The organism is Ruegeria sp. AF8 (genome assembly GCF_056541825.1).
The window spans coordinates 76,519-89,576 of the sequence record NZ_JBQFYW010000003.1 but is presented as its reverse complement, the minus strand read 5'-3'; the positions used below and the strand labels follow the sequence as shown (position 1 = coordinate 89,576).

Genomic DNA, 13,058 nt, shown 5'->3' with positions numbered 1-13,058 from the left:
AACAAGAGACGCGAAAACCGTGAGTGAGGCTCTGTTCCTGTCCGAACTGGAAAAGGTACGGCCCGTTCTGGAAGAAGAACGGAAAACACTGCGCCAACTGGCCCTCCTTGATGCTCAAAAGGCAGAGATCCAGGAAACGCGGTCTCAGCCTTCGGAATATCAAGCGGTAGGTGCCGATCTTCTTTGGTTTGGCTGGGAATCCCGGACACGGCAGGAACTGAATATGGCGTTGGCGCGTGTGCGGGCCAAAAAGCTGGCTGCCTTGGACCAGCTTCGTGACGCTTTCGGGCGCAAGACAGCGCTCGCAGAGCTTGCGCAAAGGCGAGAGCAGCAAGTGCGTCGGCGTGATCAAGACGCGCAATTCGAAGAGCTTGCCCGGTTCGCATTGACCAATATTTGGTCCGAGAAATAGGAAGTCCGGCCCGACGCTCAGGTGTCCTGCCGGGCGATGCTCATGATCAAAACGCGCGATACATCATCTCCCAGGTCTTGCCTGGCGACGTTCAACAATGTGACCTTGAGATAATCAAGATTGTCTGACGCCGTGAAGATACCGTCAAATCCGCCCTTGTTGGAGTGATCGAAAAGGACCTGCAGGAACCCATCCCTCAGCTTTGGCTCCAGGGCATAGAATTTTTCGCTGATGCCCGGTTTGGCCTCAAGGCCAAGCGAAACCGTAACGAGGGCGGCAATCCGATCCTGTTCAACCACCGGAACAACGAATTGCCTGGTCAATTTCAGATATTCGGCGTCGCCAGTTTGCGCGGGCAGCTTGTCGTTCGATGTGCTCTTTTTATTCATCTGCCCAGAGTGGTCAGATTTTGGGGTTCCTTCCTGACCCGCATATTCTGTTTCCGGCACCACGCCGTCAGGTTTTGTCGGACCAAGGATCAACCCCGCGCTCGCACCCGCGCCCAACCCGGCGATGAGAAAAAGTAAAGGCAGCAACTTTCTTGTCATTCGGAAACCTCAGAAAGGAAGCAATGCGTCCAGGATCTGTTGGCCGTATCGCGGCTGCTGGACATCGGTGATTTGACCACGGCCGCCATACGAAACACGTGCTGACGCGATTTTGTCATAGGTAATCTCGTTTTGCCGCGAGATATCCTGAGGGCGAACGAAACCCGAAACCAACAGTTCACGCATCTCGAAGTTCACCCGCAGCTCCTGCGAACCAGAGATCGACAGCACGCCGTTGGGAAGGACATCGACAACTGTGGCGGCCACTCGCAGGGTCAGTTTTTCTTTACGCTTGACCGATCCCTTGCCTTTGCTCGAGCTTTCGGAATCGACCGACACCGCCTCGTCAAAGGAAAACCCCTCGGGCACTTTGTCCGCTGCGCGTTGCGGCAACCCCAAAAGCTGGGGAACGGCCAAGGTTTCGGATCCGGTTCGCGAACGGTTGGTGTCGTTGGAAATTTCGGCTTTTTCGTCAATCTCGATGACTACTGTCAGAATGTCACCTTTTTTGATGGCGCGTTGATCACCCAGCAAAGAGTTTTGCCCGCCGCTCCAAAGCGAAGACCGGTCCACTGACCGTTGGGGTTGGCTGTGTGTCGGCAAACCAGGCCATAGCATCGCAACATGCTCGGGGGATTTTTCATTTGGCGTGAAGCTGGGAGGCTTGCCGAGATGATCCATCCGGCCGCAGGCGGAAACCGCAAGCGCAGACAGCAGGACGGTTCTGAGAACGGGATTGAAATCCATTATTTCACCTCGATTTTGCCATCCGCTCGGATCAGGCCGTTCAATGTGGTGCGGGATGACAGATTCATGACCCGGATGAATTCGCCGACCGCCCCACGCCCCAATGCCCGGCCCTCGGCGGCGATGGAAAGCGACCCGCGAACAAACACGATGGTTACCAGTTCGTTGCGATCTACCACGGCAGGCAGGCCGATATCGGAATTCCGGATGGGTCGGCCAGGATACAAGGCCACGCGCGCCTCTTTGCCGATAACTTCGACCGGATCGTGGGCCATCCCGCTGATCTCTCCGGGTTGCAACGTGATGTCTTCCACCTGGATGATTTGCTTGGCACGGATGGTTCGGGTGGGTGCAACCGTATCTGCCCAGCCGAGATTGGCGAACGCGAGAACGAGTATGAGAACGGCGCTTCGCATCAGCGTACCTGGGTCGTCGCGCCCATCATCTGATCGATGGCGGATATCACTTTGGCGTTCATCTCATAGCCCCGTTGCGCTTCGATCAGCTCCGTAACTTCGCGCACCGCATCGACAGAGCTATCCTCAAGGTACCCTTGGCGCAATGTGCCCAGCCCGTCCTCGCCCGGTATTCCAATGACCGGCGCGCCGGAGGCTTCGGTCTCTTTGAACAGGTTGCTTCCGATCGCTTCGAGCCCCTTGGCGTTCGAGAAACTTGCAAGCATCAACTCTCCCAGCAGTTGCGCTTCGGCCGCATCGTCGAAAAAGGCATAGACCTGACCGGAAGCGTTGATGGAAATCGACCGGGTGTCATTCGGAATCGTAATCTCGGGCGAAACAGCGAACCCGTCGGACGTCACGATCAACCCTTCGGCGGAGCGTTTCAGGCTGCCGTCCCGGGTATAGGCCGATTGCCCGTTCGGCATCGTCACTTCCAAATATCCGCCTCCGTCAATGGCGATATCCAGATCGCTGCCGGTTGCCGATAATGTCCCCTGCGCCAGTTCCACCGTTACCGCCGCGGATCTGACGCCAAGACCAAGCTGGACGCCCGTTGGCAAGACCGTGCCATCCGCCGCATTCACAGTTCCTGCGCGCGTCATCTGCTGATAGTGCAGATCCGCAAATTCGGCCCGCCGGGCGTTGTAGCCGGTGGTGTTCATGTTGGCGAGATTGTTCGAGATCGTCTCGACCCGCATCTGCTGGGCCGTCATGCCGGTGGCGGCGATCTTCAAGGCGCGCATCGTGGATTCTCCTCACAAAGTTCAGCGCATCAGGGATTTGATGGCACTGCGAACGCGTTCGTTTTCGGATTCGAGAAAACTCTGCCCCAGTTCGTAAGCCCGCTGGATTTCGATCAGGCGCGTGGCCTGTTCGATGGCGTTGACATTCGAGCCTTCGAGAAAACCATGAAGGATTCTGGGATCATCGACGGGCGCCAACTCGCCTTCGACCTTGAAAGCCACGCCGCTTTCGCGAGTCATGGTGCCTGGGTTCTCTGCCATGTAGACACCGATTTGCCCCAAGGGCTGCCCGTTGATACTGAGAGTTCCATCACTGCCGACATTCAGGGAAACCGTGTCCGGAGGAATGAAGATCGGGGCGCCGTTGGTATCGAGGACACGATTGCCATCGGGCGATACAAGGTCGCCGCTGGCATCGGGAGAGAAGCTGCCGGCGCGGGTCAGACGATTGCCCGATTGCGTTTCCAGCATGAAATACCCGTCGCCCTCGATTGCGAAATCAAACTGCCCGTTGGTCTGCGTCAGGACACCCTGATGTGTCGCGGTGTTGCGAACCTGCGCGCGCGCCATCGATAGCGAAGGGTGGCGTCCGTCGTTTTGGATGAATTCAGAAAACACCAGACCCTGCTGCCTGTATCCGGTAGTGTTGGCGTTTGCGATATTGTTTGCGACGACACGGATTTCGTTCATCAAGCCGGATTGCCGGGACAGGGTGACATAGGACGTGTCCATCAAAAACCTCCCGAGATAAGGGGGACGAGTGTGGCCTGAAAATACGTCACAAGCGTCTGGGTCATGAATCCCATCGAGATCCAGAACACCGCAACGATAGCGATGAGTTTCGGGACGAAAGTCAGGGTCATTTCCTGAATAGACGTCAGTGCCTGAAACAAACCCACCGCCAGACCGGTGACAAGAGCGACCGCCAGGATAGGGACCGAGGTGATGACCGCGATCCAAAGCGCCTGGCGCACGAGGTCGAAAAACAACCCTTCGCTCAACATTGTTCAGACCGGCATGCGCAGGATTTCCTGATAAGCCTCAACCACCTTGTTGCGTACGGTCACGGCGGTTTCGACGGCCAGCTCGGTCTGCGCCAATGCCTGAACCAGTGAGTGTGGGTCGGCCTGTCCGGTCATCGCCGCCTGCGCCATCTGTTCGCTGTGCTGCAAGGTGGCGGCAAAATCCATGCCCGTCTTGCGCAGGCTTTCCATCGCACCGTCGTGAGATGGATCGGCCTGTGTGGCCGGGCGTGCCGAGGCATAGTTCTGCGCAGCGGTCAATGAGCGGATATCCATTCTGGTCGTCCTTTATTTTCTCAACAAATCCATCAGGCTGGCCGACATTTGCCGCGCCTGGTCGAACAATTTCAGGTTGGCCTCATAGCCGCGCTGAGCTTCGCGGGCGTCAGCGATTTCAATCATCAGATCCACATTCGAGCCCTGGTAGTGACCGGATTCGTCTGCCATCGGATGGTTTGGATCATAGATGCGGCTCGGCTCTCGGCGATCCAGGCGAACGCGCCCGGTCCGGACCATGTCACCATCCTCTGCCCGGACGGCTTCGAAAGGCACGGTCTTGCGGTGGTATCCGGGGGTGTCGGCATTCGAGATATTTTCTGACACGTGACGCAAACGGGTGGCCTGTGCGCGCAATGCGCTGGCAGATACGGCAAGAGATTTTGATAGTTCACTCATTTTCCGGGCTCACCTCAGACTTTGCCGAGACTGACACGGAGTACGTTGAGAGAAGACCGGTAAATCGCCAGAGCACGGTCGTGTTGGCGTTTGACATCGACGGCTTTCAGCATCTCCACTTCAATGGAAACGTTGTTGCCATTCGGATCCTCCGGAGTGCCAGTCCTGAATTCAGGCCAGTCCTGGGCTGAGGTGCCGCCGCCGTTCAGGTGCCTGGCGCGCGATGCGCGCATCTCGCCGTGCAAGAACGGTGCCTCAAACGCTTTGTCGAAGGTCTCGATATCCCGGGCCTGAAAGCCGGGCGTATCGGCATTGGCCATGTTTCGGGCGACGACGGCCTGCCGTTTTCCGGCATGTGATGCCATGGCGTACGCTGTCTTAAAGACGTTCAGGTCAGAGAACATCGGGGCTTCTCCCTCGATCGGTTTCAATCAAGGCTTAACCCCGATTCCTTTAGAAACCGTTTTCGAACATCAAAGGAACAACCCGGCATGAAAGCACCAGATCCTAAGTTGTTGAAAGCGGAGTTTGAGAGGCTGACTTGCGTGCGGCGAGTGGGCCGGGTGGCCGGCGTAGCCCGTGGCGTGATCGATGTGGAAAACCTCGCTGATTCCGCATGTATCGGTGATCACCTGGTTTTGCGGCGAAAATCCGGCACACCCCTGACCGGCGAAGTCATCTATGTCGGCCGTGGATCGGTACACATGCTGCCCCACACCGCGCCCGAAGGGGTCAGCCTTGGCGACCGTGTGGCGCTGGAACCCGGTACCGACTTTGCGCCGGGCATGCATTGGGTTGGCCGCGTAATCGACGCCTTTGGCAAACCATTGGACGGCAAGCCGCTGTTGCGTGGCGAACGGGCGCGCGACCTGATGCAGTCCCCTCCGCCCGCCGTTGAGCGCAGGGCGTTGGGCGCGCGCATGGCAACCGGGCTGGCGGCCCTCAATACCATATTGCCGGTTGTGCGCGGCCAGCGGCTCGGATTGTTCGCGGGGTCCGGCGTCGGCAAGTCCACGTTGCTCGCGACACTGGCCAAATTCATGCAGGTCGATGTCGTGGTCGTCGCACTGATTGGCGAGCGCGGGCGCGAGGTCAATGAATTCGTGGACAAGACCCTGGGCCGCCAGGGCATGGCGCGCGCAGTTGTCGTTGCCGCGACCTCGGATCAATCCGCGCTGGTGCGCAGGCGTTGCGCCTGGGCCGCCATGTCTGTGGCCGAGTTTTTCCGGGATCAGGGCCTGAACGTTTTGTTTCTGGCCGATTCGGTCACCCGTTTCGCCGAGGCACATCGTGAAATCGCAATTGCGGCCGGAGAATCGCCGGCGTTGCGAGGCTACCCTCCATCGGTGACATCCCTGATTTCGGGATTGTGTGAACGCGCGGGTCCGGGAACCGAAGGACAGGGGGATATCACCGCCGTGTTCAGTGTGCTGGTGGCGGGTTCGGATATGGACGAACCTGTCGCGGATATCCTGCGCGGCATTCTTGACGGGCACATTGTGCTGAGCCGTGACATAGCGGAACGCGGGCGATTTCCTGCGATTGATGTCAGCCGTTCGGTGTCGCGCAGTTTGCCCGATGCCGCCAATCCCGAAGAAAATGAGCTGATTGCCGAGGTGCGGAAGCTGGTTGGCCGCTACGAACAATCCGAAGTCATGATAAAGGCGGGTCTGTACAATGTGGGTTCGGATCCTCAACTTGATCAGGCCATTAGCGCGCATGAAGAACTTGATGCGTTTTTTGCCAGAACCGATCCGAATGATTCTGCCGCCGGTTTTGAGCGGTTGTCGCTCATTTTGCGGCGCTCGAAATCGCATCAGACAAAGTGAGCGGAGCCATGCAGAAACCCGACATTTTTATACGTTAGATATGCCTTAATACTCATTCTGCTATCTCTGTTTTCGGGTGAAAAAAGGTGGTGGATATGGGTGCGCGAACAAATGCGGCGCCAATCATCATCAAGAAGAAACGCGGTGGCGGGGGTGGTGACAGTCATCACGGCGGCGCGTGGAAAGTCGCTTATGCGGATTTCGTGACGGCCATGATGGCCTTCTTCATGTTGATGTGGCTGTTGAATGCGACAACCGAAAAGCAACGCAAGGGGCTGGCGGATTACTTCTCGCCAACCATTCCGGTGAATCCTGTATCAGGCGGTGGCGATGGCGCATTTGGCGGTGACAGCATGTTTTCCGAAAAGACCCTGGTTATGGACGGATCAGGTGCAACCCGCCGCAATCCGGCGGATGCAAAACGTGCGCGCGGATCGAGTGGTGTAGCCCAAGAAGGCGCCGACCTGCAAAAAACCGAGGACTTCACAACTCTCGAAGCCAGATTGCTTGGCAAAAGCGGCGAAAGCCTGCTGTCCAAGAAACAGTTGGAGCATATCGTGACGAAGGTCACCGACGAGGGTCTGGTCGTCGAATTATTCGCCACCGAGGGCACGCCGTTGTTCAAGACGGATTCGGATCAGCCCACCCGATTGATGCAGGATCTGGTTCGGGCGGTGGCAAGGTCATCCGATGTCGTCACCAATGGGATTGCGATCGGGGGTCACACCCGGACGTATCCGGTGATTCTCGTAAAAAACCCGGTCTGGGGCTTGTCATCGGCACGCGCGGGTCAAACGCGCGAGATGCTGGAACGCTTTGGCGTGGCACCGGCGCGGATTCAAAGAGTCACCGGACATGGCGAGAGAAAACCAGCCGATTACAATCCGATGGCGGCTCGGAACAACAGGATCGAAATAATTTTTCTGCGCGATTCATAATTTGAACTAGACGCAGTTTTTTCATTAGCGCGCTGTTAAGGCCCGGTGCGCTAAGCGTTGCAACACAGTTCAAGAAAGGCAGCAGAAGGGCGCGCTGATGACCATTTCCTCTTCGTTGAATGCCGGTGTTGCGGCGTTGAAGGCCAACGCCAACAAATTGGCGACCATTTCGGACAACATCGCGAATTCGTCGACCTTTGGTTACAAAAGGGTCGAAACGGATTTCCATTCCATGGTCACGTCAAGTTCGGGCGGTACATATTCCGCAGGTGGCGTTCGCACGACGAGCCAGCGTCTGATCGACCAGAGAGGCTCGTTGGTCACCACCGGCAACTCCACCGATCTGGCGGTGCGGGGGCGCGGGATGCTGCCGGTTGCACCCAGTTCGCAGATTTCATCCGGCACAACTGATATGTTGCTGACGACCACCGGCTCTTTCCGAACCAATGAGGATGGGTACCTGGTTACGGAATCAGGGCTGGTGCTTTTGGGGTGGCCAGCAGCTGCTGACGGTTCGATTCCAAACTTTCCGCGGGACACGCCGGCGGGGTTGCAGCCCGTGCAGTTAAGCGTGAACCAGCTTTCGGGTTCTCCGACCACGGAAATGACACTCAGGATGAATTTGCCGGCAACCGCGACCGAAGCGGATTCTCCAGGTGAAACGCAACCCCTGTCGGTCGAGTATTTCGACAATCTGGGTAAATCCGAAAGCATCGACATAGAACTGGTGCCCACGGTTCCGGCATCCGGTGTCAGCAACGAATGGACGATGACCCTGCGAGACACCGGATCGGGTGGGGTAGTGATCGGAGAATATACGCTGACCTTCGACGACAGTCGTACGACCGGCGGGACGCTTGCAAGTGTCGCTGCGGTGTCGGGCGGAGCTTATGATCCGGCGACTGGCAGCGTTCTGGTCAACGTTGCCGGCGGGGCGATGGAGATCAACATCGGCCAATTGGGGGATTCGAACGGGATCACCCAGCTTTCTGATACGTTCGCGCCGGTGTCAATTACGCGGGATGGCTCTGCCGTGGGAACGATGACCAGCGTCGAGGTGGATGAAAGCGGTTATGTATACGCGTTCTATGATACCGGGGTCAGCCGCCGCATGTTTCAGATCCCCCTTGTCGATGTACCAAATCCAAATGGATTGAACGCGCTCGACAGCCAGACCTATGCGCCGTCGCGTGAGAGTGGAACTTATTTCTTGTGGAATGCGGGCGAAGGCCCGACGGGTGATCTTGTTTCCTTCGCGCGCGAGGAATCGACCACCGACGTGGCCACTGAACTGACCGCGATGATCCAGACACAACGTGCTTTTTCTTCCAGTGCCAAGGTCATTCAGACCGTCGACGAGATGCTGCAGGAGACGACGAACATCAAGCGCTGAAACTCATCAATCTGAGGGGACCTGAGAAATGAGCCTTTCCATGGCATTGCAGAGCGCGCTCAGTGGCCTGACCGCCGCCAGCCGCGGGGCCGCGGTTGTGTCTGACAATGTTTCGAATGCCCTGACCCCGGGGTATTCGCGGCAATCTCTGGAACTCGCGAGCAGTCCGAATTCCGGCAGTGGCGTTCATGTGGTCGGCATCACCCGTCACGACGACCCGGTTTTGACAGCAAATCGAAGGCTGGCCGACGCAGGTTACGCCAACACTTCGGTCACGGGCGACTTTTTCAGCTCGTTTGAAGGCCTGGTTGGAACGGCGAATGATCCCTATTCCGTCGCAAGCCGCTTGGCGAGCCTGGAAAGCAGTCTTATTGCTGCGGCCAGCGCGCCCGATTCCAAAACCCGTCTCGATCAGGTTGCAGCAAGCGCGCGCGCGTTGACAGGCGTCATCAACGACGCATCGGCAGGGGTGCAGGATCTCCGGTCGGGTGCCGACAAGAGCATCGGGCAACAGATTGATCAACTCAACTCCGCACTCAGGGAAATCGAAACACTCAATGCGCGAATTCCGGCGATCCAAAACTCCGGCGGAAACATCTCGGCCTTTCTGGATCGGCGGCAATCACTAATCGATAAGGTGAACGAGATCATTCCCGTGAAAGCCATCGAACGCAAAAACGATCAGATTTCACTTTATTCGAGCGGTGGGGCGGTTCTTTTGGATGGCCGGGCAGCGCAACTGACCTTTTCATCTGTGGGCGCAATTCTGCCGCACATGACCGTCGATAACGGCCTTTTATCGGGACTGGAGATCAACGGTACTCCGGTTCGCACATCGGGTAAAAACTCCCCGATTTACGGCGGCAGCCTTGCCGCTTTGTTCGAGGTTCGCGATGATCTCGCGGTCGAAGCGCAGGCAGATCTTGACACGGTGGCGCGCGACCTGATGGAACGGTTCGAGACGTCCGGCCTGGACCCGACGCTCGGCACAACCGATCCCGGGTTGTTTACCGACGGCGGGAACAGGTTTGATCCCGGTTCTGAAATCGGTCTGGCCGGAAGAATTCAGTTGAATTCCGTTGTTGATCCCAACGCGGGCGGCGAGAGTTGGAAGCTGCGCGACGGACTTGGCGCTGTGTCACCGGGAGAGCAGGGCGACGCGCGGTTATTGAACATGTTTTCTGATGCATTGACCGATTCCCGGACCATGCCGTCCTTGCGGTTTGGCACCGGCGGGATGTCTGCTGCGGATATCAGCGGGGCATTGCTGTCAAAAACCGGGCAGGGGGTGCAGGACGCCGCCGGACGGGTCGCTTACACGACAGCGGTGCAAACCGAGTTGCAGCGCATCGAAGGCGAGCAGGGAGTGGATACGGATGTGGAACTGCAGGATCTGATGAGGATCGAACAATCCTATGCTGCCAATGCTAGGATGCTTCGGGTCGTTGATGAACTGATGGATACGCTGTTGGGGTTGTAGATCATGGCTTTGAATTCGATTGGTGATCTTGCCAGAGGGTACACGCTGAAATCGCGCAGTACCGCCATCAAGCAAGAAATTGAAACTCTGTCCCATGAGTTGTCTTCGGGTCAGGTTTCGGACTTGTCCGCAAGGCTGAGGGGGGACTACTCCCAGATTGCGGCCATCGACAGCAGCCTGGAACGGTTGGATGGGTTTCGCGTCGCCACAGCCGAGGCCGGGCTGATCGCGAGCGGAATGCAAAAAAGCCTGTCGGTCATTAATGACAGTGTTTCGGATTTGTCCGCAGCGCTTCTTTCCTTTGGCTCTTCCAATCAGACGGTCACCTATGAGCAAGCGAGTGTTCAGGCGCAGAACGATCTGGATGCTGTTTTGTCGGCGTTGAACACGCGCATTGGCGGGCGTTCGCTGTTTGCTGGCATGGCGACGGATACAACGCCGATGGAATCGACCGAAACGCTTCTGACGGCGTTGCGCGCAGAGATTTCAGGGCTGACGATTGCAGCCGATGCCCAGCAGGCCGCGCAGGACTGGTTTGATGACCCCGCCGGCTTTCACACCACGATGTATCGTGGATCCGATACAAGCCTGGCTTCGATGCGTTTATCCGACGATGATCAGGTCAATCTTCGGGCAAAAGCGGATGATGACGTGTACCGGGATGTATTGGGTGCCATGGCGCTGGCGGCATTGGCCTTTGACCCCGCATTGGATCTGCCGCCCGATCAAAGGGCTGAGTTGCTCACATCGATGGGTGTGGAACTGGCCAATTCAAAGGATTCCGTGTTGAATGTTCGCGCCGAAATCGGAGCAGCCGAAGCGCGTGTGGAGCAGGCGCAAACCAGGAATTCCGCAACCCGGACCAGTCTGGAATTTTCCAGGGGGGGGTTGATCGGCGCGGACCCCTATGAAACGGCCACGCGGCTTCAGGAGGTGCAGTACCAACTCGAGGCCCTGTACTCGGTCACAGTTCGAAATGCCAACCTGTCTTTGGTGAATTTTCTGAGATGAGGGTTCTTCTTTTTCTTTTTACTCTGCTCTTGCCGGACCTTGCTGCGGCGAACGCGATCCGGCTCAAGGATCTAGTCGAATTCGATGGGGTCCGGGGGAATGATCTGGTCGGATACGGTCTTGTGGTCGGATTGAATGGCACCGGGGATGGGTTGCGCAATTCGCCTTTCACCGAAGAGATCATGTCGAACATACTGGAGCGTTTGGGTGTTAATGTGACTGGTGAGCAGTTTCGCCCGAAAAACGTAGCCGCGGTATTGGTGACGGCGAGCCTGCCGCCGTTCTCGCGCGTCGGGGGCCAGATCGACGTAACGGTTTCAGCCATCGGAGATTCCAAAAGTCTGCTGGGTGGAACCTTGATCATGACACCACTCAATGCCGCGGACGGGCAGATCTACGCGGTTGCCCAGGGAACGATCCTGGCCGGTGGAGCGTCCGCGGAGGGCGACGCCGCATCGGTCGTACAGGGCGTTCCGACATCCGGCGTCATCCCCTCAGGGGCACGGGTTGAGCGTGAAATCGAGTTTGACCTGAATTCATTGACGCAACTTCGGTTGGCGTTGCGCGAGCCCGACTTTACCACTGCAGGCCGAATCGAGCTTGCAATCAATCGCGAATTCAACAGGAGGGTGGCCATCATGCGCGACTCTGGCACTGTCCAGATTGATGTATCCGCGACGCGGTCGCTTTCCACGGCTCATGCCATAGGTCAGATCGAAAACATTCTGGTCGAACCGGAGCGAAAGGCGCGTGTTGTTGTCGATCAGCGCTCGGGAACGATCGTCATGGGGGATGACGTGCGGATTTCCCGCGTCGCGGTCTCTCAGGGAAACCTGACACTGCGTGTCGAGGAATCGCCGATCGCGGTACAACCGAACCCGTTTGCCAATGGTCAGACTGTGGTTGTGCCCCGTACGACTGCGGATATCGAAGAGGAAGAAGGCACTCGCCTTGCCGAAGTTCCCGACAGCACGTCGTTATCTGATGTGATTGCGGGGCTAAACGCATTGGGGGTTTCACCACGTGACATGATCGACATTCTGAAAACGATCAAGGCGGCGGGCGCGTTGCATGCGGAGTTCGTTGTGCGGTGAAATCATAGCTTTCGGTCTGATGTGAAAAAACCAAAAATCACACTTGACGATCCTTCATGCTCCGGTGGGTTGCGGGGAAGGTGACTGCACGGTCAATCCGCCAAAGAAACCCAAAGAACACGAGCATCTTCTTTACTGGTCGACACGCAGCCGTGCCCCATGCCGCTATCATAGTAAACACAATCTCCGGCTTTCATATGCAGGGGTCTGTAATGTTCGGTAAATAGCGTTACCTCGCCACTCATGACGAGCATGAACTCTTCGCCACGGTGGCGCACCCAATTGTCGAATTCGGTCACGTCGCGGGCCTTGATGGTGCTGAAATAAGGCAGCATGCGTTTGCTGGTCAGTTCTGTGCACAGCAGTTCATGATCGTAGGTGCGAGTTTCCTGATGTTCGCCGTTGCCGGAGCGGGTGAAATCGCGACGCCCCGAGATGTCGCTTTTGGCGGATTGCACAAAGAGCTGAGGGGTTTCCAATTCCAGCGTTTGCATCAGCCGTCTGATGATATCGAAACTCGGTCGCGTCTGGTTGTTTTCGATCTTTGACAAGGTTGATCGTCCGATCGCCGCCGCCTTGGCCGCCTCTTCGAGCGTCAGACCCTTCTCTTTGCGGGCGTCGCGAATCATTTTCCCTAGTATTTCGCCGTCCGGCGCCTCAGCCGCTTCGTTTACAATTCCGATTTCCTCGGTTTGAACGGGTTCCATC

17 protein-coding genes are annotated in these 13,058 nt (G+C 57.4%); 7 read left to right on the top strand and 10 right to left on the bottom strand.

The genetic code is table 11. From position 1 onward, the window contains the following. Positions 1-19: 19 nt before the first annotated feature. Positions 20-412, top strand: coding sequence for a hypothetical protein (locus ACR0AO_RS07690; protein ID WP_480602005.1), 393 nt, complete (start codon positions 20-22; stop codon positions 410-412). A gap of 17 nt (positions 413-429) precedes the next feature. Here the strand turns inward: ACR0AO_RS07690 and ACR0AO_RS07685 are convergent, their stop codons facing one another. From ACR0AO_RS07685 to ACR0AO_RS07645, 9 genes are read right to left on the bottom strand one after another with little or no spacing between them, the layout of a single operon-like run. Beyond that, positions 430-960 carry a flagellar basal body-associated protein FliL gene (locus tag ACR0AO_RS07685; RefSeq protein ID WP_480602002.1) on the bottom strand — a complete coding sequence of 177 codons (531 nt, stop codon included), beginning with the start codon at positions 958-960 and terminating at the stop codon, positions 430-432. Positions 961-969: 9 nt separating this feature from the next. Further along, positions 970-1,707 (bottom strand): flagellar basal body L-ring protein FlgH, encoded by a 738-nt coding sequence (flgH, locus tag ACR0AO_RS07680; RefSeq protein WP_480601999.1) that lies wholly within the window; start codon positions 1,705-1,707, stop codon positions 970-972. Then, entirely contained in the window at positions 1,707-2,123 is a 417-nt protein-coding gene (flgA, locus tag ACR0AO_RS07675) for a flagellar basal body P-ring formation chaperone FlgA (RefSeq protein WP_480601997.1), read from the bottom strand. The genes flgH and flgA overlap by 1 nt, the downstream gene beginning before the upstream one ends. Beyond that, entirely contained in the window at positions 2,123-2,908 is a 786-nt protein-coding gene (gene flgG, locus ACR0AO_RS07670; protein ID WP_480601995.1) for a flagellar basal-body rod protein FlgG, read from the bottom strand. The genes flgA and flgG overlap by 1 nt, the downstream gene beginning before the upstream one ends. A gap of 21 nt (positions 2,909-2,929) precedes the next feature. Beyond that, positions 2,930-3,640: a flagellar hook-basal body complex protein gene (locus ACR0AO_RS07665; RefSeq protein ID WP_480601993.1), complete on the bottom strand. Its 711-nt coding sequence runs from the start codon at positions 3,638-3,640 to the stop codon at positions 2,930-2,932. Beyond that, positions 3,640-3,912, bottom strand: a complete 273-nt coding sequence (locus ACR0AO_RS07660) for a flagellar biosynthetic protein FliQ (RefSeq protein WP_480601991.1) — start codon at positions 3,910-3,912, stop codon at positions 3,640-3,642. The genes ACR0AO_RS07665 and ACR0AO_RS07660 overlap by 1 nt, the downstream gene beginning before the upstream one ends. A 3-nt stretch (positions 3,913-3,915) precedes the next feature. Then, the gene (gene fliE / locus ACR0AO_RS07655) at positions 3,916-4,206 is read right to left on the bottom strand and encodes a flagellar hook-basal body complex protein FliE (protein ID WP_480601988.1); all 291 of its coding nucleotides are present in this window, start codon (positions 4,204-4,206) and stop codon (positions 3,916-3,918) included. 12 nt (positions 4,207-4,218) lie between these two features. Continuing rightward, positions 4,219-4,605: a flagellar basal body rod protein FlgC gene (gene flgC / locus ACR0AO_RS07650; protein WP_480601986.1), complete on the bottom strand. Its 387-nt coding sequence runs from the start codon at positions 4,603-4,605 to the stop codon at positions 4,219-4,221. 14 nt (positions 4,606-4,619) lie between these two features. After that, positions 4,620-5,009, bottom strand: a complete 390-nt coding sequence (locus ACR0AO_RS07645; RefSeq protein ID WP_480601983.1) for a FlgB family protein — start codon at positions 5,007-5,009, stop codon at positions 4,620-4,622. Positions 5,010-5,096: 87 nt separating this feature from the next. On the opposite strand from ACR0AO_RS07645, the gene ACR0AO_RS07640 reads away from it, so the two are divergent. From ACR0AO_RS07640 to ACR0AO_RS07615, 6 genes are all read left to right on the top strand, one after another. Next, positions 5,097-6,434 carry a FliI/YscN family ATPase gene (locus ACR0AO_RS07640; RefSeq protein WP_480601980.1) on the top strand — a complete coding sequence of 446 codons (1,338 nt, stop codon included), beginning with the start codon at positions 5,097-5,099 and terminating at the stop codon, positions 6,432-6,434. 95 nt (positions 6,435-6,529) lie between these two features. Continuing rightward, entirely contained in the window at positions 6,530-7,372 is an 843-nt protein-coding gene (locus ACR0AO_RS07635; protein WP_480601977.1) for an OmpA/MotB family protein, read from the top strand. A 97-nt stretch (positions 7,373-7,469) separates the two neighbouring features. Then, the gene (locus tag ACR0AO_RS07630; RefSeq protein WP_480601974.1) at positions 7,470-8,765 is read left to right on the top strand and encodes a flagellar hook protein FlgE; all 1,296 of its coding nucleotides are present in this window, start codon (positions 7,470-7,472) and stop codon (positions 8,763-8,765) included. A 40-nt stretch (positions 8,766-8,805) separates the two neighbouring features. After that, the gene (gene flgK / locus ACR0AO_RS07625; RefSeq protein ID WP_480601971.1) at positions 8,806-10,245 is read left to right on the top strand and encodes a flagellar hook-associated protein FlgK; all 1,440 of its coding nucleotides are present in this window, start codon (positions 8,806-8,808) and stop codon (positions 10,243-10,245) included. A gap of 3 nt (positions 10,246-10,248) precedes the next feature. Then, the gene (locus ACR0AO_RS07620; RefSeq protein ID WP_480601969.1) at positions 10,249-11,256 is read left to right on the top strand and encodes a flagellin; all 1,008 of its coding nucleotides are present in this window, start codon (positions 10,249-10,251) and stop codon (positions 11,254-11,256) included. After that, the gene (locus ACR0AO_RS07615; RefSeq protein WP_480601966.1) at positions 11,253-12,350 is read left to right on the top strand and encodes a flagellar basal body P-ring protein FlgI; all 1,098 of its coding nucleotides are present in this window, start codon (positions 11,253-11,255) and stop codon (positions 12,348-12,350) included. The genes ACR0AO_RS07620 and ACR0AO_RS07615 overlap by 4 nt, the downstream gene beginning before the upstream one ends. Before the next feature lie 92 nt (positions 12,351-12,442). Here the strand turns inward: ACR0AO_RS07615 and ACR0AO_RS07610 are convergent, their stop codons facing one another. After that, positions 12,443-13,057, bottom strand: coding sequence for a helix-turn-helix domain-containing protein (locus ACR0AO_RS07610; protein WP_480601963.1), 615 nt, complete (start codon positions 13,055-13,057; stop codon positions 12,443-12,445). Between the last annotated feature and the right edge of the window lies 1 nt (position 13,058).